Origin of the sequence: Paracoccus tegillarcae (assembly GCF_002847305.1) — a bacterium.
Taxonomy (GTDB): domain Bacteria; phylum Pseudomonadota; class Alphaproteobacteria; order Rhodobacterales; family Rhodobacteraceae; genus Paracoccus; species Paracoccus tegillarcae.
Genome location: NZ_CP025408.1, coordinates 1,812,112 through 1,835,635 on the forward strand (window position 1 = coordinate 1,812,112; position 23,524 = coordinate 1,835,635).

The following is a 23,524-nucleotide window of genomic DNA, read 5'->3' on the forward strand; positions in this document are numbered from 1 at the left end:
CTATGGCCGGAATTCCGCACGACCACTACGAGCCCAAGTCAGGCTTTGAAAAGTGGCTCAACCGCCGTTTGCCGGTGGTGGGCATCCTTTACGACACGCTGATGATCCCCACTCCCAAGAACCTGAACTGGATGTGGATCTGGGGCATCGTTCTTGCCTTCTGCCTGGTGCTGCAGATCGCGACCGGCATCGTGCTGGCGATGCATTACACGCCGCAGGTCGACATGGCCTTCGCCAGCGTCGAACATATCATGCGCAACGTGAATGGCGGCTATATGCTGCGTTACCTGCACGCAAATGGCGCCTCGCTGTTCTTCCTTGCCGTCTACATGCACATTTTCCGCGGCCTCTATTACGGCAGCTACAAGGCCCCGCGCGAGGTCACCTGGATCATCGGCATGCTGATCTATCTGGCGATGATGGCCACTGCGTTCATGGGCTATGTGCTGCCCTGGGGCCAGATGTCGTTCTGGGGCGCCACGGTGATCACCGGCCTGTTCGGCGCGATCCCCGGCATCGGCGAACCGATCCAGACCTGGCTGCTGGGCGGCCCGGCTGTGGACAACGCCACGCTGAACCGCTTTTTCTCGCTGCACTACCTGCTGCCCTTCGTGATCGCCGGGCTGGTGATCGTCCATATCTGGGCCTTCCACACCACCGGCAACAACAACCCGACCGGCATCGAGGTGCGCCGCACCAGCAAGGAAGAAGCCGAGAAAGACACGCTGCCCTTCTGGCCCTATTTCGTCATAAAGGACGTCTTTGCGCTGGCCGTCATTCTGGTGGTGTTCTTCGCGGTCGTGGGCTTCATGCCGAACTATCTGGGCCACCCCGATAACTATATCGAGGCGAACCCGCTGGCGACGCCCGCACATATTGTGCCGGAATGGTACTTCTTGCCCTTCTACGCGATCCTGCGCGCCTTTACCGCCGATGTCTGGGTGGTGATGCTGGTCGAATGGCTCAGCTTTGGCATCATCGACGCCAAGTTCTTCGGCGTGCTGGCCATGTTCGGCGCCATCATCGTGATGGTGCTGGTGCCCTGGCTGGATACCAGCCGCGTGCGCTCGGGCCGTTACCGCCCGCAATTCAAGTGGTGGTTCTGGCTTCTGGCCGTCGATTTCGTCGTGCTGATGTGGGTGGGCGCCATGCCTGCCGAGGGGATCTATCCCTACATCGCGCTGGCTGGATCGGCCTATTGGTTTGGCTATTTCCTGATCATCCTGCCGCTGCTGGGTGTGACCGAAAAGCCCGAGCCGATGCCACAGACCATCGAGCAGGACTTCAACGAACACTACCGGGCTGATGCCCACCCCGCCGAGTAAGGAGAGCCGAGAATGACTCTGAGAACCAAGACGCTCTCGGCCGTTTCGGCCCTGCTGATCGGCACCGCCGGCTTTGCGTTGGCGCAGGATGCGCAGACGACCGAGCAGCCCGAAGTGCCCGTCGTGGTGCCGGAAGGCACAGGCGAGGCCGACGCACCTGCCGCCGATGCGGCACCTGAAGCCGATGCCGCAGAGCCTGCGACAGACGCCACCGAGGCCGTTACCGCAGAACCGGCGGCTGACGCCGTAGAAGTGGAAGCCGCGGAACCCGAGGCCGAGGCCGCAGAACCTGCCGCGGATGCCGCAGAGCCTGAGGCCGAAGCAGCGGAACCTGCGACCGAAGAACCTGCAGCCGAAGATGCGGCGGCGGAAGAACCTGCCGCAGAGCCCGCAGCCGAGGCCGAAGAGGAACCCGCAGCCGAAGACACGGCCGCAGATGTTGCGCCTGAGGAAACGGTTGCCGGTGAAGAAGCTGCCGCAGAAGTGCCGGCAGACGAATCCGCTGATCAGACCGAGGCCGAAGAAACCGCGCAGGACGAGGCTGCACCGGCCGCTGATGAGGCGGCTGTCGAGACCACCGACGCCGAACAGGACGCGGCTGCGGGCGACGAAGCCGCCGCGGATACGGCCGAGGCACCCGAGGCTGACGCCGCAGAAGGCGAAACCACAGCCGAGGCTGATGGGGCCGACGAACACGCCGCCGACGAAGAGCACGCCGAAGACGGCGATCACGAAGCCGCTGCTGATCACGGCGCCGGTCATATCGAAGACATCGCCTTCAGTTTCGAAGGCCCGTTCGGCACCTTTGATCAGTTCCAGCTTCAGCGTGGCCTGCAGGTCTATACCGAGGTCTGCGCCGCCTGCCACGGCATGAAGCAGGTGCCGATTCGCACCCTGTCCAATGAAGGCGGCCCTGCGCTGCCCGAGGATCAGGTTCGCGCCTATGCGGTCGATCTGACCCAAATCTTCGACCCCGAACTGGGCGAAGATCGCGACCGTCTGCCCACCGACCATTTCCCCACCGTGACCGGCGACGGCATGGGGCCGGATCTGTCGCTCATGGCCAAGGCGCGCGCGGGCTTCCATGGCCCCTACGGCACCGGGATTAGCCAGCTGATCAACGGCATCGGCGGACCGGAATATATCCACGCCGTTCTTGCAGGCTATACCGGCGAAGATATGGAACAGGCCGGGACGGTGCTTTACGAAAACACCGCCTTCCCCGGCGGCTATATCGGGATGCCGCCGCCCCTGTCGGACGATCTGGTCACCTATGAGGACGGAACCCCCGCGACCGTCGATCAGATGTCGCGCGACGTGTCGGCCTTTCTGATGTGGACCGCCGAGCCCAAGATGATGGCGCGCAAGCAGGTCGGACTGGTTTCGGTCCTGTTCCTGATCGTGCTGTCGGCTCTGCTGTTCTACACCAACAAGCGGCTTTGGGCGCCCCACAAGGGCAAGCACTAAGGCGCGGATCATAGCGTGTTGCGCTCAGGCTTGACGTGACACCGGGAACGCGCCCCTCGCAGGGCGCGTTTCGTTTTTCTGGCCTGGCTTCTTCCCTGTGCCAGATTGTCGAAACGGAGGCAGGATCACATGACCATCTGGAACCTGGGCTCGATCAATATCGACAAGGCTTACCGTCTGCGCCATATGCCAAGGCCGGGCGAGACGCTGGCGGCAACCGGGTTTCACAAGGGTTTGGGCGGCAAGGGCGCCAACCAGTCGCTGGCGGCTGCCCGCGCCGGCGCGTCGGTGGTGCATCTGGGTGCAGCCGCCCGCGCCGATGACTGGGTTGTCGGCCGCCTGACCGCCTCTGGTGTCGATACCACGCATATCGTTCGGCACCACGATCAGGCCACCGGCCATGCGATCATTCTGCTGGATGACGAGGGCGAGAATTCGATCGTCATCCATGGCGGCGCCAACCGCACCTTGCAGCTGGACCAGTTCAAATCGGCCATCGCCCGCATGAAGGGCGGCGATTTCCTGTTGATGCAGAACGAGACCAACCTGCAGGTCGAACTGGCACAGATCGCGGCCAAGCGCTCGGTTCGCGTCGTCTATTCGGCGGCGCCCTTCGACATCGACGCCCTGCGCGCCGTTCTGCCCCATATCTCGATCATCGCCGTGAACGAGGGCGAGGCCGCGCAGCTGACCGATCTTCTGGGCGGTGATCCGGATGTCGAGGGCATGCTGATCACGCGCGGCGCCGAAGGGGCCGAATATCGCGATTTGCGCGATGACCGGCATTTTCAGGTGCCCGCCTTTGCGGTTGATGTGGTCGATACGACGGGCGCCGGCGATTGCTTTGCCGGCTATTTCGTTGCCAGCCTGGACCGGGACGAGGATATCCCCTCGGCGCTGCGTCTGGCGGCGGCTGCGGCGGCGCTGAAGGTGACGCGACGCGGTGCGGGCGATGCGATCCCCAAGCTGGCCGAAGTGGAACAATTTCTGGCGGAACAATCATGACCCATGCGATCTCTCAACCCGCGCTGACCCTTGATGGTGCCGATTTTCCGGTGCGCCGCATTTTCTGCATCGGGCGGAACTATGCCGACCACGCCGCCGAGATGGGCAATGAGGTCGACCGGGAAAAGCCGTTCTTCTTCACCAAATCCGCCCATGCGCTGACAGCACCGGGCGATGTTCCTTATCCGCCCGGCACCGAGGATTTGCATCACGAGGTTGAACTGGTGCTGGCCATCGGCACCGAGCTTGACGATGCGTCGCCCGAACAGGCCGCCGCCGCCATTGTCGGGCGCGCCGTCGGTCTGGACATGACCCGCCGTGATCTGCAGGGCGAGGCCAAGGACAAGCGCCGTCCTTGGGATGCCGCCAAGGATTTCGACCATTCGGCAATCATCGCGCCCCTGTCCAGCGCCGCCGCCGGGCCGGGCATTCGCCTGTCGGTCAATGGCGCGGTCCGTCAGGACGGCGCGCTGGAACAGATGATCTTTTCCGAGGCCGAGATCGTGGCCTTTCTGTCCAGCCTTTATACGCTGATGCCCGGCGATCTGATCATGACCGGCACACCGGCGGGCGTCGGTGCGGTAACACGCGGCGACAGCCTGCATGCGGAAATCGACGGGTTGCCGGTGCTGGACGCGCGGATCGTCTAGCCGATCTGGCCGCGCACGCCGCCGGTCTGCGCGCGATCCATCAGCAGGTGATCCAGAATCACACATGCCGCCATCGCCTCGGCCACCGGCACCGCACGGATGCCCACGCAGGGGTCGTGGCGGCCCTTGGTGATCAACTCGATCTCTTCGCCCTTGTCGTTGATCGCGCGGCGTGGGGTGGTGATCGAACTGGTCGGCTTGATCGAAAACCGCACCACGATATCCTGCCCGCTGCTGATCCCGCCCAATATGCCGCCGGCATGGTTTGACAGGAAATACGGCCCCTGATTGCCCATGCGGATCTCGTCGGCGTTATCGGTGCCGGTCATTGCGGCGGCCCCCATGCCTTCGCCAATCTCGACGCCCTTGACGGCATTGATCGACATCATCGCAGCCGCCAGATCGGTGTCCAGCTTGGCATAGACCGGCGCGCCCAGACCCGCAGGGCAGCCCTGCACCAGAACCTCGATGGCAGCGCCGACGCTGTTCTGATCCTTGCGGATGCCGTCCAGATAATCGGACCAGTCCTGCACCGCCGTCGCATCGGGCAGAAAGAACGGATTGTCGTTGATCGCGCCCGCGTCAAACGCCTCGCGGTTCAGATGCAGCGCGCCCATCTGCACCATGTAACCGGTGATCTTCAGGTCAGGCAGCAACTGCGCCAGCACCGCCTGCGCCACACCGCCTGCGGCAACCCGCGCCGCCGTTTCCCGCGCAGATGATCGCCCGCCCCCGCGATAATCGCGATGGCCGTATTTCATCTGATAGGTGATATCGGCATGGCCGGGGCGAAACGCACGCGCAATATCGCCGTAATCCTTGCTGCGCTGATCGGTGTTTTCGATCATCAACTGGATGGGTGTGCCGGTCGTCAGCCCCTCGAATACGCCCGACAGAATGCGCACCGCGTCTGCTTCCTTGCGCTGCGTGGTGTGCTTGCTGGTGCCGGGGCGGCGGCGGTCCATGAACTGCTGGATATAGGCCTCGTCCAGCTTTACGCCGGGCGGCACGCCATCGACGGTCGCGCCGAGGGCAGGGCCGTGGCTTTCGCCCCAGGTGGTGAACCGGAATTCGCGGCCAAAGGTGTTATAGCTCATGCGGTGTCTCCGGTCAGGGATTTGAGTTCATAGATCAGGTCCAGCGCCTCGCGCGGGCTCAGCGTATCGGGGTGGATATCCTTCATCCGCAGGTCCACAGGGTTGTCTTTGGGCGTGGCGGCAGCGGGCGCCGGGGGAATCGCGCGGAACAAGGGCAGGTCATCGATCAGGGCGGCGGGACGTGTGGCCCCCTCGCGCTCGCCCGATTCCAGCGCGTCCAGCACCTCGCGCGCGCGCTCGACGACAGATGCAGGCAGGCCGGCCAACCGCGCCACCTGCACCCCATAGCTGCGATCGGCGGCACCCTTGCGGACCTCGTGCAGAAAGATCACCTCGCCTTCCCATTCGCGCACCGTGACGGTGGCGTTTTCGACGCCGTCCAGCTTGGCGGTCAGGGCCGTCATTTCGTGGTAGTGCGTGGCAAACAGAGCGCGACAACGGTTGGCCGCGTGCAGATGCTCCATCACCGCCCAGGCGATGCTGAGGCCATCCCAGGTCGCGGTGCCACGTCCGATTTCGTCCAGAATCACCAGCGCGTGGTCATCGGCCTGGTTGAGGATCGCGGCGGTCTCGACCATCTCGACCATAAAGGTCGACCGGCCCCGCGCCAGATCGTCAGCCGCACCGACGCGGCTGAAAAGCTGGCTGACCATGCCGATATGGGCGCGGCGGGCCGGCACGAACGCACCGGCTTGCGCCAGCACCGCGATAAGGGCGTTCTGGCGCAGAAACGTCGATTTACCGGCCATGTTCGGCCCGGTCAGCAGCCAGATCGCAGGCGTGTCGCCGCTGGTCAGGTCACAATCATTGGCGACAAACGCCTCGGCCTTGCGTTTCAGCGCGCGTTCGACGACCGGATGCCGGCCGCCCTCGATGACGAAGGCGCGGCTGTCATCGACGCGGGGCCGGGTCCAGCTTTCGCCCGACGCGATATCGGCGAAACCGGCGGCAAGGTCGATCTCAGCCAGCGCGCGGGCGGCCTGTCCGATCTGCGGCGCGCGTTCCAGCACAGCCTCGCGCAGCCGCTCAAAGACCGCACGCTCGATCTGCAAGGCGCGGTCGCGTGCGTTCAGGATGCGGGTTTCCAGCTCTGACAGCTCGACGGTGGTAAAGCGGATCTGGTTGGCCGTGGTCTGCCGGTGAATAAAGGTCTCGCTCAGCGGTGGCGCCATCATCTTTTCGGCATGCGTGGTCGTGGTCTCGATGAAATAGCCCAGCACATTGTTGTGCTTGATCTTGAGGCTTTGCACGCCGGCCAGCGCCGCATAATCCGATTGCATCCTGGCGATGACGCCCCGGCCCTCGTCGCGCAGGCGACGGGTCTCGTCCAGATCCTCGTCATAGTCCGGCGCGACAAAGCCGCCGTCGCGGGTCAGCAGGGGCGGCTCGGCCACCAAGGCATCGTCCAGCAACTGGATCAGCGCGTCATGACCCGTCAGATCCCGCACGGCCTGACGCAGCACCTGCGCCGCATCCGCCGGGAACCGCGTGGCGATCTCTGCGCCCTGGCTCAGCCCCGCCCGGATCGCTGCCAGATCGCGCGGCCCGCCCCGGTCCAGCGCCAGACGCGACAGCGCGCGATCCATGTCGGGCGCAAGTGCCAGTGCCGCCCGCAGATCGGCGGACAGACGGGCGTCCTCGACCAGTTGCGCGACGGCCTCTTGCCGCGCATGGATCAGCGCCAGATCACGCGACGGCGCGCTGATGCGACGTTCTAGCAACCGCGCGCCCGCCGCCGTCACCGTGCGGTCGATGGCCGTCAGCAGGCTGCCTTCGCGCCCGCCCGACAGCGCCTGCGTCAGTTCCAGATTGCGCCGCGTTGCCGCGTCGATCTGCATTGCGCCGCTGGCCCGCTCGCGAACCGGCGGGCGCAGCAGGGGCAGGTTCCCCTTTTGCGTCAGTTCCAGATAATCGACGATCGCGCCCATGGCCGACAGTTCAGCCCGGCTGAAAGCGCCAAAGCCGTCCAGCGTCTCGACCTTGAACAAGGCACATAGCCGCCGCGTGCCCGATGCGCTGTCAAAGGCGCCGGGCGGCAGTCCGGTCAGCGCGGCACCCGCATCACCTGCCAGATCGTCCAGCCCCGATCCGTCAACCGCCAGCAATTCGCGCGGCGCAAGACGGGCCAGTTCGGGTGCCAGACGCGACATCGGGCAGTCCATCACCTGAAACGCGCCGGTCGAGATATCGACCCAGGCCAGCGCCGCCTGATCGCGAACCTGCGCGAAAGCGGCCAGAAAGTTGTGGCGCCGCGCCTCCAGCAGCGCCTCTTCGGTCAGGGTGCCGGGCGTGACCAGCCGCACCACATCGCGGGCAACAACGGATTTGGAACCGCGCTTCTTGGCCTCGGCCGGGTCCTCCATCTGCTCGGCGATGGCCACGCGAAACCCCTTGCGGATCAGCGTCAGCAGATAGCTTTCGGCCGCATGAAACGGCACGCCGCACATCGGAATCGGCTGCCCCTCATGCGTGCCGCGTTTGGTCAGCGCAATGTCCAGCGCGGCGGCGGCAGCGACGGCATCGTCAAAGAACATCTCGTAGAAATCACCCATGCGATAGAACAGCAGCGCGCCGGGATTGGCCTCCCGGATCGCCAGATATTGCGCCATCATTGGTGTGGGCTGATCGGACATGCGTACCCTTGCCTGTGCTTCGGGCTGTTTCTAGCGACTTGCGTACGGCTGGGGAACCACTACATTCAAGCCTACCTCGGGGTGCCCGTTCAGGGCTGAGACGCAATAGCGGACCCGTTGAACCTGATCCGGCCTAAAAACCGGCGGAGGGAAGGTTGTCGTGATCCTTTCTTTCGGAACCTGAACCAAAGGAGGACACGGATGAACACCCGTATTCTGGCCGCCGCATTGCTGGCTGCAAGCCCCGCCATCGCACAGGACCAGCCGGTGCTGACCGTCTATGCCGGCGATTATATCGTCAGCGAATGGGGCCCGGGCCCAAAGATCGAAGAGGGGTTCGAGGCCTTTTGCGACTGCGATCTGCAATTCGTGACCGGCGATATCCTGCCGCGCATCCTGATCGAGGGCGAGGCGACCGAGGCCGATATCGTCTTTGGCCTCAACACCGATGTGACCGCACGGGCGCGGGCCTCTGGCCTCTTTGCGCCGCATGGTCAGCTGACCGATGATCTGTCGCTGCCGGTCGAATGGACCGATGACACCTTCCTGCCCTATAACTGGGGCGAGACCGCATTCGTCTATGACGACACGCGGCTGGAAAATCCGCCCGCCAGTTTCGCTGAATTGCTGGACGCGCCCGATGATCTCAAAATCGTCATCCAGGACCCGCGCTCGTCGATTTCGGGGCTGGCCTTGCTGCTCTGGGTGCAGGGGATCTATGGCGACGACGCGCCCGAGGCCTGGGCAAAGCTGGCGCCCAAGGTGCTGACCGTGACCAAGGGCTGGTCTGAATCCTACGGCATGTTCACCGATGGAGAGGCCGATATGGTGCTGTCCTACACCACCTCGCCCGCCTACCATATCGCCGCCGAGGATGACCTGACCAAACACGCCGCCATCTTTCCCGAGGGGCATTATTTCATGGCCGAGCTGACGGCGCAGCTAAAGGGCACCGATCAGCCGGGACTGGCGCAGTCCTTCATGGACTGGGTGCTGACGCCCGAATTCCAGTCGACGATCCCGCTGGCCAACTGGTCGCTGCCGGCCAAACTGGCCGAGGCCGACTGGCCCGAGGTCATGCGCGATCTGCCGCGGCCCGAAAAGACACTGTTCTACAGTGAAGACGAGGCGGAAAGCCTGCGCAAACCGGCGCTGGATGAATGGCTGACGGCGTTTTCCCGTTAAGATCCGGCATCGGCGGGGCGGTCACGGCTGCCCTGCTGGCTGCGCTGATCCTTGGCACGCTGACCGCCGTTGCCGTCTATGCGGGCGGGCTGTCGGGGCTGGGGCGTTGGGATTGGCAGGCGGTGTGGTTCACCGTCTGGCAGGCGGTCGTTTCCGCCAGCCTGTCGGCGCTGCTGGCGGTGCCCGTCGCCCGCGCGCTGGCGCGGCGCGATTTTCCGGGCCGCGCGGTGCTGGTCACGCTGTTGGGCGCGCCGTTCATCCTGCCGGTGATCGTGGCGATCATGGGGCTGATCTCGGTTTTCGGGCGCAACGGCTTTCTGAACGACGGGCTCAGGGCCTTTGGCCTGCCCGAGATCAGCATCTATGGCTGGCAGGGCGTCATTCTGGCGCATGTGTTCTTTAACCTGCCGCTGTCGGTGCGCCTGATCCTGCAAGGCTGGCAGGCGATCCCGTCCGAGCGGTTTCGGCTGGCGGCCAGTCTGGGTTTTGCACCCGGCGACATCGCGCGGCATCTGGAACGCCCGATGCTGCGCGCGGTGCTGCCCGGTGTGTGGCTGGCGGTGTTTCTGGTCTGCCTGACCTCGTTTACCGTCGCGCTGGCTTTGGGTGGCGGGCCAAAGGCCGCCACGGTCGAACTGGCGATCTATCAGGCTTTCCGCTTTGATTTCGATATGGGCCGCGCGGCGACACTGGGGCTGGTGCAGGTGGCGCTGTGTCTTTGCGCGATGGCGCTGGCCAGCCGCGTGACGATCCCTTCGGCCTTTGGTGCAGGCATGGACGCGGCTGCGTCGTGGCGCGGGCCGCGCGGCTGGGGCCGCGTCGTGGATGTGCTGGCGATCGGGCTGGCGACGGTGTTTCTGCTTTGGCCGATGCTCAGCGTCATGGCCGACGGCATCCCGCGCATTGCGGCGCTCGATGCGTCGGTCTGGGCGGCGGCCCTGCGCTCGGTCATCATGGCGTTGATCTCGGCGGCGCTGGCGCTGGCGCTTGGGCTGACGCTGGCGCTGACGATTGCGCGCGGGGCGGGCCGTTGGGTCGAGGTCGCGGGCATGCTGCCGATCATTGCCTCGCCTCTGGTGCTGGGCACCGGGCTTTACCTCATCTTGCGCGCATGGGTCACGCCGCAGCAGATCGCGTTGCCGGTGACGGTGGCGATCAATGCGGTGATGGCGCTGCCATTCGTGTTGCGCGCGCTGATCCCGGCGGCGCGCAGCCTGCAGGCGGATTACGGTCGGCTGGCGGCCTCTCTGGATCTGCAAGGCTGGGCGCGGCTGCGATTGCTGACGCTGCCGCGTCTGGCGCGACCGCTTGGCTTTTCCGGCGGTCTGGCGGCGGCGCTGGCGATGGGCGATCTGGGCGTCATCACCCTTTTCGCCAGCGACCAGCCGACCTTGCCGCTAAAGCTGTACCAGTTGATGAATTCCTACCGCATCGCCGATGCCTCGGCTTGCGCGGTGCTGCTGATGGTGATCAGCTTTGCCCTGTTCTGGCTGTTCGACCGAGGGGGCCGCCTTGCTTGAGTTTCGCGATCTTTCCGTCACCCTGGGCGATTTCAGCCTGTCCGCTGACCTGAGCGTCGATCAGGGCGCCCGCGTGGCGGTGATCGGCGCGTCCGGTTCGGGCAAATCTACGCTGCTGTCGCTGGTCTCCGGCTTCCTGCCGCCTGACCGGGGTCAGGTGCTGTGGGAAGGCCGCGATCTGAGGCCGCTTGCGCCCGGCCAGCGGCCTGTCTCGGTGCTGTTTCAGGACCAGAACTTGTTTCCGCATCTGACCGTGGCGCAGAATATCGGGCTGGGGCTCAGGCCGGACCTGCGGCTCAGCGGCGATCAGCACCGGCAGGTCGCGCAGGCGCTGGAACGCGTGGGCCTGACCGGCATGGCGGATCGCAAACCGGCCCGTCTGTCGGGCGGCCAGCAAAGCCGCGTCGCGCTGGCCCGCGTGTTGCTGCGCGCCCGCCCGATCCTGTTGCTGGACGAGGCGTTCAGCGCGCTTGGTCCGGCCCTCAAGGACGAGATGCTCGACCTGCTGGCCCAGATCGCGGGCCAGACCGGGGCCACGGTCCTGATGGTGACCCACGATCCCGACGACGCGCGCCGCTTTGCGCCGCAGACCATCGTCATCGAAAACGGCCGCGCCAACCCGCCGGTGGCCACCGGCCCCTTGCTGGACAATCCGCCGCCCGGTCTGCGCCGCTATCTGGGCGCCTGAACACAGCACCATTGCCCCAACAGAAGTTTTGCGCCTATCCTTAAGGTTGAGCGGGGGAGGGCGAATGAAGCTTTGCCAATCAAGACTGCGGCCATTTGGGCCCGATTTCCTCGTTCCGTCGTCGAAAACGCAGCGCGCTGCCCAATTTTTGGCCTGCAATTTGCTGCTCGCGCGCTGCCGGGGCTGTTTTTGCCGATGCCTGCAAGAAAATGGTATACCAAAATGACATAATGACTTAATAGTCCCGGACTACAGAGGAGGAGGAATCTGAATGAAACTGAAAACAACCCTGTTCTGCGGTGCTGCCGCAATGGCGCTGGCACTGCCGGCTGCCGCCGAAAGTCTGCGTATTCAAACCCATTACGCGCCTGAAACCACCTCGGGCAAACTGGCCCAGGAATTCGTCGAACAAGTGGCCGCCGATTCGAATGGCGACCTGACCATCGAGATGTTTTATTCGTCCTCGGTCGTGAAAACGGTCGAAACCTTCGACGCCGCTGCCAACGGCATCGTCGATTGCGACATGACCGGCGGCGCCTATCAGATCGGCAAGAACCCCGCGTTCCAGTTCGTCGGCGACATCATGGGCGGCTACGACAACCCGCAGCAGCAGTTTGACTGGCTGGCGCAGCCCGGCAATCTGGAACTGGTGCAAAACCTCTATAACACCTATGGCATACAGTTCATCGGCTGGTGGATGTATGGCCCGGAATCGCTGGCTTCGACCACGCCGCTCAATGGCATCGACGATCTCGCGGATTTCAAATTCCGTTCGCCTCCGGGCATGGAAACCGAAATCTTCGCCAAGCTGGGCTCCAGCCCCGTGGTGATGGACTTTACCGAGGTGTTTACCGCCCTTGAAACCGGCATCATCGACGGCGCGGATGCGTCCAGCCTGGCCAACAATGCCGGCATGGGTCTCTATGACATCGCCAAGAACGCCACCTATCCGGGCTTTCACTCGATGCCGGCTGACCACCTGGCCTGCAACAAGGCCAAATGGGACAGCCTGACCGACGAACAGCGGGCCGTTGTGCAAAAAGCCATGGACGATCTGGGTGCCAAATCGGCAGAGGTCAGCCAGGCCGCCAACGAAGAGGCGCTGCCCAAGCTGCAAGAGGAAGGCGTGACCATCGCTGACTGGTCCGAAGAGGACCGCAACTCCTTCCGTCAGGCCGCGCAAGAGGTCTGGCAGGAATGGGCGGCCCGGACGCCGGAAACCAAGGCACTGGTCGACAGCCACATCGCCTACATGAAGGAAATCGACCTGATTTCCGAATAAGACGACAGTCCAGCGCGGCCCCGTTCATGCGGGGCCGCGCGTTCCTTGCCCAGTGAGAGGACGTGCCGATGCAACCCCCGATCCGATTTGCAAAAGACATGCTGTGGCCGCTGATCTTCACGGGGGCCATGATCTGGGTGATCTGGTACTTCCCGCGATTCATCGTCGCGATGGGCAAGGCCAATGACAACCTGAACTCGAAATACCAGACGGCGGGGCTGATCGACTACCTCTTCGCGCTGGTTGCCATCGTGGCGCTGGTCATGGGCGTCGCCTCTGCGCGCTCGACCAAGGGCGAGATCGAACTGCGCAGCAAGTTCGACAAATTCGCTCTGTTCCTCTGCCGCGTGACCATGCTGCTGCTGCTGGGCGTTGTGGGCGTCATGTTCTTCGAGGTCGTCGCGCGCTATGTCTTTGAAAAGCCAACGCTTTGGGCCAATGAAATGTCGCTCTGGCTGGCCGGCTTCATCTATCTGCTGGCCGGCGTCTATGCGATGCAGCAACGCAGCCACATCTCGATCTTTCTGGTTTACGACCAGATGCCACGCTGGTTGCAGCGCGGCTGCGATGTGCTGTCCACGACGCTGATTTTCCTTTTTGCCTTTTTCATTTTCTGGGGCGGCTGGACCGAGGCGTCCGAGAAATTCATGCGGTGGGAGACATTCGGCACCGCCTTTGACCCGCCCTTGCCGGCCACGATGAAAATCATGGTGATCTTTACCGCGTTCATGGTCGCGGTGCAGGCGATTGCGAACCTGATCGTTGACTGGTCGCGTGGCCCTGAAAGCCACGGCGTCGTCGATGAAAGCGAGATCGAAGAGATGATCGAATCCGCTCAACACCAGTTCGATCAGTCGAAAAGGAGCTGATCCATGGATATTTCAACGATTTCGATGATCCTGCTCGCAGCACTGTTCTTCTTGCTGATTATCGGGATGCCGCTTGGCCTTGCATCGGGAGTGCTGGGCGTCGCCGTCCTGTTCATGAAGTTCGGGCCCGAATTGCTGCTGTCGGATTTCGGCAGCGGCCCGCTGAACATCATCGGGCAGCGAATCTATGGCATCCTCACCGACTACGTCCTGATATCCGTGCCGTTATTCATCTTCATGGCGAACCTGCTCGAACGCTCGGGCATCGCCGCCGAGATGTACAACTCGCTGAACATCTGGCTCAACCGGACCCGTGGCGGCATTGCGGTGGTGACCTCGATCATGGCCGTGATCATGGCCGCCATGTCGGGCATCATCGGCGGCGAGGTCGTGCTGCTGGGCCTGATCGCGCTGCCCCAGATGCTGAGGCTGGGCTATAACCGCAACCTGGCCATCGGTACGATCTGTGCGTCCGGTTCGCTGGGGACGATGATCCCGCCCTCCATCGTGCTGATCATGTATGGCATGATCACCGAGACGTCCATCAAGGCACTGTTCACCGCCAGCTTTGTGCCGGGCTTTATTCTGGCCAGCTTCTACATTCTCTACATCATCATCCGCGTGCGCATGCATCCCGAGGACGCACCCCTGCCGCCCCCGACACCCGGAGAGCCGGAAGGCTCGGAAAAGACCCTGTTGTTCGGCACCTTCCTGCTGACGCTGCTGGCGGGTGCCACGGGCGCGCTGGCGCTGCGTGCGGGGTTCTTTACCCTCACCGGCCGCAATTCCGAGGTCGCCGGCGTCGATCCCATCGCACTGGGCACGCCATCGCATCTGCTCTGGCTGGGCGGCATTTCCATCGCGGCGATCGCCTTTATCCTGCTGGTCTGCGGACGCGAGCGGCTGCGCGTGTCCTGGAGCATGGGCAAGGGCATGGTCGCACCGCTGATCGTGATCGGCGTTGTGCTGGGCTCGATCTATGGCGGCGTGACCGGCATCACCGAGGCCGCCGGCATGGGCGCCATCGCGGTTGCCGTCATTGCCACGATCCGCGGCGAAATGACGGTCGATCTGCTGTCTGAATCGCTCAAGCGCACGCTCAAGGCCACCGGCACCATCCTGTGGGTGACCATCGGCGCTACGGCGCTGGCCGGGGCCTATACGATCATCGGCGGTCCGAACTATATCGCCAGCACCATCATCGGCGCTGAAATGCACCCGATGTTCGTGATCCTGATCATGATGCTGATCTTTCTGATCCTCGGCATGTTCATGGACTGGGTTGGCATCGTGTTGCTGGTGATCCCGGTCTTTCTGCCGATCATCAACCAGCTGCCCATCGAACAGATCGGCTTTTTCGGGAACATCGCACCCGAGCATCTGGCGATCTGGTTCGGCGTCGTGTTCTGTATGAACATGCAGGTCAGCTTCCTGTCGCCGCCCTTCGGCCCGGCTGCGTTCTACCTGAAATCGGTGGCTCCGCCCGACATCTCGCTGACCGACATCTTCAAGGGCTTCCTGCCCTTCATCATGCTGCAGCTTCTGGCGCTGTCCATCCCGCTGCTCTGGCCCAATATCGTATCCCTGCTTTTGTGAGCTGACTGAAATGACCCGGATCGTGATCCTCGACCCCACCGACAATGTGGGAACTGTAACTGGTGCCCTGGCCAAGGGGGAACAGGGGGCTAATGCCGCCATCCCGCGCGGCCACAAGATCGCACTGGCCGATATTTCCAGGGGGGCCGAGGTCGCGAAATACGCCCAGATCATCGGCTGGGCGTCAGTGGATATCGCCAAGGGCGACCATGTGCACGATCATAACGTCGAGTTTCGCAATCTCAGCCACGACCATGAATTCGGCGCCAACCTGCGCCCGGCGGCGGTGCCGGCCAGGCTGGACACCTTCATGGGCTATCGCCGCGCCACCGGCGGGGTGGGGACGCGCAACTACATCGCGATCCTGACCTCGGTGAACTGTTCGGCCACGGCGGCGCGCAAGATCGCGGCGCATTTCACCGATGACAAGCTGGTCGATTATCCCAATGTCGATGGCGTCACCGCCTTCGTGCACGGCACCGGCTGCGGTATGGCCGGCGACGGCGAGGGCTTCGAGGCCCTGCAGCGCGTCATGTGGGGCTATGCCCGCAACCCCAATGTGGGCGCGGTGCTGATGGCCGGTCTGGGCTGCGAGATGAACCAGATCGACTGGCTGATCGAGGCCTATGGCCTGACCCCCGGCCCGCTGTTCCAGTCGATGAACATTCAGGACGTGGGCGGCCTGCGCAAGACCGTCGAACTGGGCATCAAGAAGGTCGAGGCAATGCTGCCGCTGGTCAATGCCGCCACGCGCGAGGAATGCCCCGCATCCGATCTGATGGTGGCCTTGCAATGCGGCGGCTCGGATGCCTGGTCGGGGATCACCGCCAACCCGGCGCTTGGCTATGCCTGCGATCTGCTGGCCGGGCAGGGGGCAACCGGCGTGCTGGCCGAAACGCCCGAGATCTACGGCGCCGAACACCTGCTGACCCGCCGCGCAGCCAGCCCCGAGGTGGGCGAAAAGCTGTTGGGCCTGATCAGCTGGTGGGAGGATTACACCGCCCGCAACAAGGGCAGCCTCGACAACAATCCCAGCCCCGGCAACAAAAAGGGCGGCCTGACCACGATCCTGGAAAAATCCCTGGGCGCGCAGGCCAAGGGCGGCACCACGCCGCTGAACGGCGTCTATAAATACGCCGAGCCGGTGACCGCCAAGGGCTTCACCTTCATGGACAGCCCCGGCTATGATCCGGCCTCGGTCACCGGCCAGATCGCCTCTGGCTGCAATCTGGTAGCCTTTACCACCGGGCGCGGCTCGGCCTTTGGCGCCAAGCCCTCACCCTCGATCAAGATCGCGACCAACAGCGAAATGTACGGCCGCATGACCGAGGATATGGACGTGAATGCGGGCCGCATCCTCAGCGGCGAGGCAACCGTCGAAGAGGTCGGCCGCGAGATCTATGAACTGCTGCTGCGCATCGCGTCGGGCGAAAAGTCCAAATCCGAGGTGCAGGGGCTGGGCGACTATGAATTCGTGCCCTGGCAGATCGGCGCGGTGATGTAATTCATGCCCACCAGCGCAGAGATCCTTGCCCGGCGCTTTCGGGGCGCGGGTGAGCAATCGGATCACGTTTCGGGGCTGCTGACATTCACCTGCGCGGTTGCGCTGTTTGCGGTTGTCGATACCTCGGCCAAATGGCTGATCCTTGCCGGGCTGCCCGCGCTGATGGTCGCCTTTGTGCGCTATTTCGGCGCGCTGGTGATGATCGTTGCGGTTGCCCTGCCGCGCGATGGGCTTGGCGCATTCCGCTCGGTAAATCCCAAACTGCAGCTCTTGCGCTCGATCTGTCTGATGTTCTCGACGGTGCTGAACTTCATCGCACTGACCTATCTGCCGCTGTCGACGGTGGTGTCGATCATGTTCGCGGGGCCGGTCATGACGACGCTGCTGGCCGTGCCGCTCCTGGGCGAAAAGATCACCGCCAGGCGGATGGCCGCGGTGTTGCTGGGCTTTTCCGGCGTGCTGGTGGTGATGCAGCCATGGGGCGACGGGTTCCAGCCGGCGATGCTGATTTCCGTCTGCGCGATGACGGCGACCTCGCTTTATTTCATCCTGACGCGCCGGCTTGCGAACGAGGCGCAGGTCACACAACAACTCTGGAGCACATCCGTCGCCTCACTGGTGCTGCTGCCCGTGGCGCTGACCCAGTGGTCCTGGCCGCACGACGCCGTGGAATGGAGCGTCCTTCTGTTCATCGGCCCGGTCGCGCTGGCGGCGCATACGCTGGTGGTCAGGGCGCATCGTCTGGCGGCGGCATCCGTGCTGGCGCCGGTGATCTATCTGCAACTGATCTTCGTCAGCATCACCGGCTATCTGATCTTTGGCGCGGTGCCGGGGCTTTCGGTCATCGTGGGCGGCGGCATCATCATCGCCGCCGGCCTGTGGTTGCGCCAGATCGACCGCGCGGCCGTCTCGCGCCGGGTCTGACGCGCGGGCTATTCGCCGCGCGTCACCCGCAGCAACTGCCCCTCGGGGTCATCGGTCAGCAGCATGATCGCGCCGTCGCTGGCCACCTCGACGTCGCGGATGCGGGCCATATCCTGCAGATAGCGCGCCTCGCCGGTCACCTGTCCGTCGGTCAGGTGCAGGCGTACCAGCGTCATCGCGGCCAACCCGCCGATCAGCGCATCGCCCTGCCATTCGGGGAACATCTCGCCGTCATAGAACGCCATCCCGCTCGGCGCGATCACCGGGTCCCAGTAATAGACCGGCTGCTCCATCCCGTCCTGCTCGGTGCCGGCCCCCGCAAGCGGTTCGCCGCTGTAATTGATCCCATAGCTGATGACGGGCCAGCCGTAATTCTTGCCGGCCTCGGGGCGGTTCAACTCGTCCCCGCCTCGCGGCCCGTGCTCGACCGTCCACAGCGCGCCATCGGGTCCAAGTGCGGCTGATTGCAGGTTGCGATGCCCGATCGACCAGATTTCAGGCAGCCCGCCCTCGATCACGGGATTGCCCTCGGCCGGGCCGCCATCCAGCGCGATGCGCACCACCTTGCCGATATGATTGTCGACCAGTTGCACCATGGCCTCTGTTTCCGGCGAGGCACGGTCGCCGGTGGTCACGAACAGCGCGCCCTGCCCATCCAGCACCAGCCGAGATCCGAAATGCGATTGGCTGTGGATAAAGGGTTCCTGCTCAAAGATCACCCGCATGTCTTCGATGCTGGTGCCGTCCTCGGACAGGATGCCCGTGCCGACGGCGGTGCGGTTGGCGCGGTCGCGGCGCTGGTCCTGCACGATGCTGCGCCATAGCGGGCGGTCCTGCGAAAAGCTGAACCAAAGCTGCCGGGTTTCGGCAAAATCATCGCCCACAACCACATCCAGCAGCCCGCCCTGGCCACGGCCATCCACATCAGGCAGCCCCTCGATCGGCTCGGACAGCCCGCTACCTGGCCGCCAGAGCCGCATCCGCCCGGGCCGTTCGGTCACCAGCCAGCTGCCATCGGGCAATTCCGCCATGCCCCAGGGATGCTCCAGCCCCTCGGCCACTGCCGTGGTCTCCAGCGAAAACCCGTCCTCCAGGATCGGCGCGCGGGTTTGCTGTTCGAATGCCGGGGTCTGATCGGTGGCATTGGGCGGGGTGGCGTTGAAATCCTGCGCGCTGGCAGGCCCGCCGAGGCAGATGATTGCGGCAAAGACAGAGGCGCGACGGTACATGAGTAATCCCTTCCTGGCGTGTTGGCAGCCGTTATGCCACGACGCGCAGAGGCCTCCAACCAAACTGCGCGTGTGCTGTGCGTCAGGCCGGCCCGCGTCAGAGGCTGATCTTGCTTTTCGCGGTTTTCAGATGGTTCAACTTGGACAGATGCTGCGCGATCTGCCCGATCTCGACCAGCCAGCCCGCGACCAGTTCGGGATCATCGGGGGCCGCATGGACGCCGGGGCCGATCTGACCGGCCTCGACCGCCTCGACGGCTAGCGCGACCGGGATCGACACCAGCTTGGCCATGGCCGAACCCGCACGGTCGCCATGCGCATCCATGACCCATTCCTTGTGCCAGACCGTCTTGTCGCCACGCTCGGCCCGCAGCGCCACGAACAAGACCACGCGGTCGGCCTCGTTCTTGGTATAGGAATTGTTGCGCCATAGCTGATCGGCGATCTCACGCAGCCGCTCTTCGCCGGCCTCGCCTTCCAGCGCGTTGATCTCTTCAAAGGTTGGCGTCCAGGCGTCCTTCCACCCTTTCAGCCGGATCGTGCCGCGCACGAATTCATCGACCTTCCAATCCGGGTCCAGCCCGTATTGCGCCACGAAGGGCAGCGAATCGCGGTTGGGATAGATCTCGAACCGCTCGGGCGTGGGCAGGGGCGCGTCATAGGTTTCGATGGCGTGCCAGGGGCGCTCGACATCGCGGACCTCGCCGTCGCGAATGGATTTCGACGGTGACCGCAGCGCCCTGAGCACACCAAGCGGCGACCAACTGAACTTGTAGCGGAAGGTGTTGATATGTTTCGGAACGCCGCCGCAATAAGAGGTAAAGCTGATCACATCGCCGGCCTTGGCCTTCTGCCGGTAGTCGCCCACCAGATCATGCGCCATCAGGTGATCGATGCCGGGGTCCAGACCGACCTCATTGACCAGCGCCACTCCAGCCGACCGCGCGGCCTCGTCCAGCGCCGCCATCTCGGGCGAGATATAGCTGGAACTGATGAAATGCGCGCCCTTCGAGATGGCCATCTGCGCCAGCGCCGGATGCTGATCGGCGGGCAGCATGGATACCACCACATCGCCCTTGGCCAGCACGGCGGCCAGCGCATCGGGGCTATAGGCGCGGATGTCATTGCTCAGATCGCCCACTGCCTCTTGCGCCTTGGCCAAGGTGCGGTTCCAGACGGTGACAGGGCGGCCATCGCGGATCAGCCGACGCAATCCGGGGATCGATGACAGTCCAGTGCCAATCCAGTGTATCGTCATCTCACAACCCTCGAATATGTTCGTCAAACAGCACATGCGCCCGACCCCAGGGGCCGTGCTCGATCTGGTCAAGCTGGTGCAGGACCGGCAGCAGTTGCCCCGCGTAATCGGCGCTGCTTTCGCGTGGCAGCATCGAGGGCAGGTTGTCGATGGCCATCACGTCCAGCGCCGGATTCTCGGCCACGCGCAGAACCGGCTCGGCCCAGGTGGTGGTCCGGTCATAGACCTTGATCGGGGAAAACGCGCTGGTCGGATCGCAGGCCACATCGCCGATCACCGTCAGATAGCGGCCCGGATTGGTCGCATCGGCGGGGATAAAGACCGGGCAGCCTTCATTGGCCAGGATCGCGTTGATAAAGACGCCGTGCATCAGCAATTCGGGAAACGGCCCGCCGCTCGCTGTCTCGGCCATGTCCCATCTGGTCACCGCGCAGCCCATCTGCGACAGCAGATCGCAGGCGCCGGTGCCGACGCGCCCGGCCGCGCCGATCACGATAGAGGCGGGGCGGGGATGCCCGGTCCCGTCCAGCGCGGCGCGCAGATCGTCGGTCATGGCCTGCTTGTCCGGCCAGGCATGGACCGCGCCGCAGATGCCGCCGCGCTGCTGCGCCGCCCAGGCCTTCAGCGATACCGCAGCACCTGCAAAACCCGCCCAATAACCAAAGGCCGCCAGCCGCCGGCCGTTGTCGTCCAGCAGATATTCCAGATCATACAGCGCCCCGCCGCCCGCCTTGAAGCGCTTCAGCAGCAGCTTGCCCGCCGCCTGACCCTTGAAGGCATGACCGAACATGATGTGGCGATGGCGCAGCGGCGTGCCATCGTCGGGCAGCTCTTTCAGGCCAAAGATGATCGCCTCATCGGGGGCATCGACCCAACTGCCCGCCGGCGCGATCGTCGCGCCCGCCTTGCGGTAATCCTCGGTCGGAATGACGCGATTCGCGCTGTCCTCGACGGTCACCTCCATCCCGTCCCCGATCAGCGCGGCCACACCCTCAGGCGTGATGCCAACCCGGTCTTCATTGGCGCGGCTTTCCGCCCGGACCCATAGCTGCGTCATGCGTTTTTCCTCTCAGACACCCGCGATATTTAGGCCAGCACGCGCCCTGCCACAAGACAGAGGCGTCGGAACCTGCCTGCCGGCCCCGCGTTGAGCCCGCAATGAACAGATGACCAGACAGGAGAAAAGACGATGCAACTGAACCGCCGTTCCAGCCTGAAACTGGGTGCCGCCGCCATGACCGTCTTTGCCCTGCCTCGGCTCAGCCTCGCGCAGGATGCCAACAGCTACGCCGTCGAGGGCGGTGATGTGGTCATTCATCCCGTTGACCACGCCTCGATGGTGATCCAGACGCCCGCACAGGTGATCTATGTCGATCCCGTCGGCGGTGCCGGGAAATACGCAAACCTGCCCGCGCCGGGCCTGATCATGATCACCCATGAGCATGGCGACCACTATGACGCGGCCACGCTGGAGGGCATCGGGACCGAGGTGCCGATCATCACCAACCCCGCCGTGCACGCCATGCTGCCCGAGGCATTGATGGCGCGTGCCACCGCCATGGAAAACGGCGGTCAGGCGATGCAGGGCGATATCGGGATCGAGGCGATCCCCGCCTACAACCTCACCGAAGACCGGCTGCAATATCACCCCGAAGGGCGCGACAACGGCTATGTCCTGACCATCGGCGGCAAACGCATCTATATCGCCGGCGATACCGAAAACACGCCGGAATTGGCCGCGCTGACCGATATCGAGGTCGCCTTCCTGCCGATGAACCTGCCCTTTACCATGACGGTCGAACAGGCCGCCCAAGGGGTCGCCGCGTTCAAACCCGCGAACGTCTACCCCTACCACCACAAGGGCAGCGATATCGAGGAATTCAAACGCCTGGTCGAGGCCGGCGATTCCGGCAGCAACGTGATCATCGCCAACTGGTATCCGAACGGCGAAGGCTGATCACGCCTCCCTTCCCAGGCCCCGGCTGGCCTGTCTGGCCGGGGTGCGCCTTCCCTGAAAAATCTCTAATTGACAACATAGATGTCATAATGGCATCCATGTTGTCATCATGAAGACTCACAATCTCTACAAGCTTGTCTGGATGTCCCGCCCGCTGATGCAGGCCGCCGAGGCATGCGTAGAAGACGGCCTGACCGGAACGGACCTGACCGTCCGGATGCGCGCGGTCCTCGAGATCCTGCGCGCCGAGGGTGATCTGTCCGTGCCGGATATCGCCGCCAAACTCGAAATCAATCGTCAATATGTGCAGCTGATGGTCAACGAGACGCTGGCATCGGGTTTCACCGAACAGCGCCCGAACCCCCGGCACAAGCGATCGCCCCTGCTGACCCTGACGGAAACCGGCGGCCAGCTGATCGACGACGCCATCACGCGCGAAATGGCCATCATGCAGACCATCGGTGCAGAGCTGTCAGAACAAGAGGTCGCGACGGCGTTGAACGTGGTTCTGTCGGTGACTTCAAAGCTGAAGGAAAAGGGCCGCAAACCATGACAGCATTTCTCTTTGTGCTCGGGGTCGCAGCGCTCGTCTTTATCCTTTGGCTGATGGCGGGCATCAGGCGCATCGGCGCGATCAGCACCGGGCAACCAATCGGTGACCGCACCGGAACAGCCCTCATCCTCATCGACCTGCAACAGGTGTTCTGGGATCACGGCCCGTATGCCGAAGCCGCGAAAACGGCCGCCAGAACCGTTATCCTCGATGAGGTCGAAACCGCAAAAACGAAAGGTTTTCCCATCATCGCATTGCGTCAGGAATGGTCCATCCCTGCCACCAGAATGGTCGCCAGATTGTTCATGAAAGGCCAGGCCATCGCAGGCACCGCAGGCACAGAGCTTGCAGCGCCGTTTGCCGGGCTGGCCGACCATGTCCTGATAAAGCGGGTGCAGGATGCGTTCGACACAGCCGAACTGGACGCCCTTTTGCGCGAGTTCGGCGTCGGCCAAATCCGGATCGTCGGGCTGGATTTCAACCATTGCGTCCAGAAAACCGCGCTTGCCGCCCGCAACCGCGGCGTTGACGTCACCATCGTCCAGCACGGCACCCTCGCAGCGGCCCCGATAAAGGACGCAACCAACCGCCTGACCGCCCGCGACGTGGTGTTGCAATAGCCGGGCTGGGGATGGGCCAGAGTAAGCGCGATGCCGCCACTTGTGCAGCGCGATGGGGCTTGCCTAACTCTATCCATCCTGTCTGGGCGTCAGGGTTGGGTTGGCAGATATGCAATCGTCTATTCTCAAGCCACGCAACGCGCGCAACCTGTGTACGCCCTG

The 23,524-nt window shown here is 63.9% G+C and carries 19 protein-coding genes, 1 pseudogene and 1 riboswitch; of the genes and pseudogenes, 15 read left to right on the top strand and 5 right to left on the bottom strand.

Annotated elements, in window-relative coordinates; translation table 11 throughout:
- The first annotated feature begins 2 nt into the window (after window positions 1–2).
- The 4 genes and pseudogenes from petB to CUV01_RS08900 all read left to right on the top strand — a co-directional run bounded on the left by petB (window position 3) and on the right by CUV01_RS08900 (window position 4,447).
- Entirely contained in the window at window positions 3–1,325 is a 1,323-nt protein-coding gene (petB, locus tag CUV01_RS08885) for a cytochrome b (protein ID WP_101460155.1), read from the top strand.
- Window positions 1,326–2,075: 750 nt separating this feature from the next.
- Window positions 2,076–2,792, top strand: a pseudogene (locus CUV01_RS20310) (cytochrome c1); the annotation flags it as partial.
- A gap of 129 nt (window positions 2,793–2,921) precedes the next feature.
- Window positions 2,922–3,797 (top strand): ribokinase, encoded by an 876-nt coding sequence (locus CUV01_RS08895; protein ID WP_101460157.1) that lies wholly within the window; start codon window positions 2,922–2,924, stop codon window positions 3,795–3,797.
- A complete protein-coding gene (locus tag CUV01_RS08900) occupies window positions 3,794–4,447 on the top strand; it encodes a fumarylacetoacetate hydrolase family protein (RefSeq protein WP_101460158.1) in 654 nt (217 codons plus the stop codon). The genes CUV01_RS08895 and CUV01_RS08900 overlap by 4 nt, the downstream gene beginning before the upstream one ends.
- On the opposite strand, the gene aroC is transcribed toward CUV01_RS08900, so the two are convergent.
- Window positions 4,444–5,544: a chorismate synthase gene (aroC, locus tag CUV01_RS08905; RefSeq protein WP_101460159.1), complete on the bottom strand. Its 1,101-nt coding sequence runs from the start codon at window positions 5,542–5,544 to the stop codon at window positions 4,444–4,446. The two genes, CUV01_RS08900 and aroC, sit on opposite strands and share 4 nt — an antisense overlap.
- Window positions 5,541–8,177 (bottom strand): DNA mismatch repair protein MutS, encoded by a 2,637-nt coding sequence (mutS, locus tag CUV01_RS08910; protein ID WP_101460160.1) that lies wholly within the window; start codon window positions 8,175–8,177, stop codon window positions 5,541–5,543. The genes aroC and mutS overlap by 4 nt, the downstream gene beginning before the upstream one ends.
- Before the next feature lie 67 nt (window positions 8,178–8,244).
- Window positions 8,245–8,346: riboswitch (TPP riboswitch) on the top strand.
- A 32-nt stretch (window positions 8,347–8,378) separates the two neighbouring features.
- On the opposite strand from mutS, the gene CUV01_RS08915 reads away from it, so the two are divergent.
- The 8 genes from CUV01_RS08915 to CUV01_RS08950 all read left to right on the top strand — a co-directional run bounded on the left by CUV01_RS08915 (window position 8,379) and on the right by CUV01_RS08950 (window position 17,745).
- Window positions 8,379–9,362, top strand: coding sequence for a thiamine ABC transporter substrate-binding protein (locus CUV01_RS08915; RefSeq protein WP_101460161.1), 984 nt, complete (start codon window positions 8,379–8,381; stop codon window positions 9,360–9,362).
- On the top strand, window positions 9,338–10,882 hold the full coding sequence (locus CUV01_RS08920) for a thiamine/thiamine pyrophosphate ABC transporter permease ThiP (protein WP_101460162.1): 1,545 nt from the start codon (window positions 9,338–9,340) through the stop codon (window positions 10,880–10,882). Before CUV01_RS08915 ends, CUV01_RS08920 begins: the two co-directional genes overlap by 25 nt.
- The gene (locus CUV01_RS08925) at window positions 10,875–11,570 is read left to right on the top strand and encodes a thiamine ABC transporter ATP-binding protein (RefSeq protein WP_101460163.1); all 696 of its coding nucleotides are present in this window, start codon (window positions 10,875–10,877) and stop codon (window positions 11,568–11,570) included. Before CUV01_RS08920 ends, CUV01_RS08925 begins: the two co-directional genes overlap by 8 nt.
- Before the next feature lie 271 nt (window positions 11,571–11,841).
- On the top strand, window positions 11,842–12,852 hold the full coding sequence (locus CUV01_RS08930; protein ID WP_101460164.1) for a TRAP transporter substrate-binding protein: 1,011 nt from the start codon (window positions 11,842–11,844) through the stop codon (window positions 12,850–12,852).
- Window positions 12,853–12,920: 68 nt separating this feature from the next.
- Window positions 12,921–13,721, top strand: a complete 801-nt coding sequence (locus CUV01_RS08935) for a TRAP transporter small permease subunit (RefSeq protein ID WP_101460165.1) — start codon at window positions 12,921–12,923, stop codon at window positions 13,719–13,721.
- 3 nt (window positions 13,722–13,724) lie between these two features.
- Complete coding sequence (locus CUV01_RS08940; RefSeq protein WP_101460166.1) at window positions 13,725–15,317, top strand: TRAP transporter large permease; 1,593 nt, start codon at window positions 13,725–13,727, stop codon at window positions 15,315–15,317.
- A gap of 10 nt (window positions 15,318–15,327) precedes the next feature.
- Window positions 15,328–16,821 carry a UxaA family hydrolase gene (locus CUV01_RS08945; protein ID WP_101460167.1) on the top strand — a complete coding sequence of 498 codons (1,494 nt, stop codon included), beginning with the start codon at window positions 15,328–15,330 and terminating at the stop codon, window positions 16,819–16,821.
- A 3-nt stretch (window positions 16,822–16,824) separates the two neighbouring features.
- Window positions 16,825–17,745 (top strand): DMT family transporter, encoded by a 921-nt coding sequence (locus CUV01_RS08950; RefSeq protein ID WP_101460168.1) that lies wholly within the window; start codon window positions 16,825–16,827, stop codon window positions 17,743–17,745.
- 8 nt (window positions 17,746–17,753) lie between these two features.
- On the opposite strand, the gene CUV01_RS08955 is transcribed toward CUV01_RS08950, so the two are convergent.
- From CUV01_RS08955 to CUV01_RS08965, 3 genes are all read right to left on the bottom strand, one after another.
- On the bottom strand, window positions 17,754–18,974 hold the full coding sequence (locus CUV01_RS08955) for a PQQ-dependent sugar dehydrogenase (RefSeq protein ID WP_101460169.1): 1,221 nt from the start codon (window positions 18,972–18,974) through the stop codon (window positions 17,754–17,756).
- Window positions 18,975–19,071: 97 nt separating this feature from the next.
- Window positions 19,072–20,232 carry a saccharopine dehydrogenase family protein gene (locus CUV01_RS08960; RefSeq protein ID WP_101460170.1) on the bottom strand — a complete coding sequence of 387 codons (1,161 nt, stop codon included), beginning with the start codon at window positions 20,230–20,232 and terminating at the stop codon, window positions 19,072–19,074.
- Between the two features lies 1 nt (window position 20,233).
- Window positions 20,234–21,289 (bottom strand): saccharopine dehydrogenase, encoded by a 1,056-nt coding sequence (locus tag CUV01_RS08965; protein WP_101460171.1) that lies wholly within the window; start codon window positions 21,287–21,289, stop codon window positions 20,234–20,236.
- 132 nt (window positions 21,290–21,421) lie between these two features.
- On the opposite strand from CUV01_RS08965, the gene CUV01_RS08970 reads away from it, so the two are divergent.
- The 3 genes from CUV01_RS08970 (at window position 21,422) to CUV01_RS08980 (ending at window position 23,362) form a co-directional block, all read left to right on the top strand.
- Entirely contained in the window at window positions 21,422–22,189 is a 768-nt protein-coding gene (locus tag CUV01_RS08970; protein ID WP_101460172.1) for an MBL fold metallo-hydrolase, read from the top strand.
- Window positions 22,190–22,298: 109 nt separating this feature from the next.
- Window positions 22,299–22,742, top strand: coding sequence for a MarR family winged helix-turn-helix transcriptional regulator (locus CUV01_RS08975; RefSeq protein ID WP_232962656.1), 444 nt, complete (start codon window positions 22,299–22,301; stop codon window positions 22,740–22,742).
- The gene (locus CUV01_RS08980; RefSeq protein ID WP_101460174.1) at window positions 22,739–23,362 is read left to right on the top strand and encodes a cysteine hydrolase family protein; all 624 of its coding nucleotides are present in this window, start codon (window positions 22,739–22,741) and stop codon (window positions 23,360–23,362) included. The genes CUV01_RS08975 and CUV01_RS08980 overlap by 4 nt, the downstream gene beginning before the upstream one ends.
- Window positions 23,363–23,524 lie beyond the last annotated feature (162 nt).

What these genes read in the sequence shown, in the direction of transcription:
- petB (WP_101460155.1), top strand. Translation starts at nt 3, where the DNA reads ATGGCCGGAATTCCGCACGACCACTACGAGCCCAAGTCAGGCTTTGAA.
- CUV01_RS08895 (WP_101460157.1), top strand. Translation starts at nt 2,922, where the DNA reads ATGACCATCTGGAACCTGGGCTCGATCAATATCGACAAGGCTTACCGT.
- CUV01_RS08900 (WP_101460158.1), top strand. Translation starts at nt 3,794, where the DNA reads ATGACCCATGCGATCTCTCAACCCGCGCTGACCCTTGATGGTGCCGAT.
- aroC (WP_101460159.1), bottom strand. Translation starts at nt 5,544, where the DNA reads ATGAGCTATAACACCTTTGGCCGCGAATTCCGGTTCACCACCTGGGGC.
- mutS (WP_101460160.1), bottom strand. Translation starts at nt 8,177, where the DNA reads ATGTCCGATCAGCCCACACCAATGATGGCGCAATATCTGGCGATCCGG.
- CUV01_RS08915 (WP_101460161.1), top strand. Translation starts at nt 8,379, where the DNA reads ATGAACACCCGTATTCTGGCCGCCGCATTGCTGGCTGCAAGCCCCGCC.
- CUV01_RS08920 (WP_101460162.1), top strand. Translation starts at nt 9,338, where the DNA reads ATGGCTGACGGCGTTTTCCCGTTAAGATCCGGCATCGGCGGGGCGGTC.
- CUV01_RS08930 (WP_101460164.1), top strand. Translation starts at nt 11,842, where the DNA reads ATGAAACTGAAAACAACCCTGTTCTGCGGTGCTGCCGCAATGGCGCTG.
- CUV01_RS08935 (WP_101460165.1), top strand. Translation starts at nt 12,921, where the DNA reads ATGCAACCCCCGATCCGATTTGCAAAAGACATGCTGTGGCCGCTGATC.
- CUV01_RS08940 (WP_101460166.1), top strand. Translation starts at nt 13,725, where the DNA reads ATGGATATTTCAACGATTTCGATGATCCTGCTCGCAGCACTGTTCTTC.
- CUV01_RS08945 (WP_101460167.1), top strand. Translation starts at nt 15,328, where the DNA reads ATGACCCGGATCGTGATCCTCGACCCCACCGACAATGTGGGAACTGTA.
- CUV01_RS08950 (WP_101460168.1), top strand. Translation starts at nt 16,825, where the DNA reads ATGCCCACCAGCGCAGAGATCCTTGCCCGGCGCTTTCGGGGCGCGGGT.
- CUV01_RS08955 (WP_101460169.1), bottom strand. Translation starts at nt 18,974, where the DNA reads ATGTACCGTCGCGCCTCTGTCTTTGCCGCAATCATCTGCCTCGGCGGG.
- CUV01_RS08960 (WP_101460170.1), bottom strand. Translation starts at nt 20,232, where the DNA reads ATGACGATACACTGGATTGGCACTGGACTGTCATCGATCCCCGGATTG.
- CUV01_RS08965 (WP_101460171.1), bottom strand. Translation starts at nt 21,289, where the DNA reads ATGACGCAGCTATGGGTCCGGGCGGAAAGCCGCGCCAATGAAGACCGG.
- CUV01_RS08970 (WP_101460172.1), top strand. Translation starts at nt 21,422, where the DNA reads ATGCAACTGAACCGCCGTTCCAGCCTGAAACTGGGTGCCGCCGCCATG.
- CUV01_RS08975 (WP_232962656.1), top strand. Translation starts at nt 22,299, where the DNA reads ATGAAGACTCACAATCTCTACAAGCTTGTCTGGATGTCCCGCCCGCTG.
- CUV01_RS08980 (WP_101460174.1), top strand. Translation starts at nt 22,739, where the DNA reads ATGACAGCATTTCTCTTTGTGCTCGGGGTCGCAGCGCTCGTCTTTATC.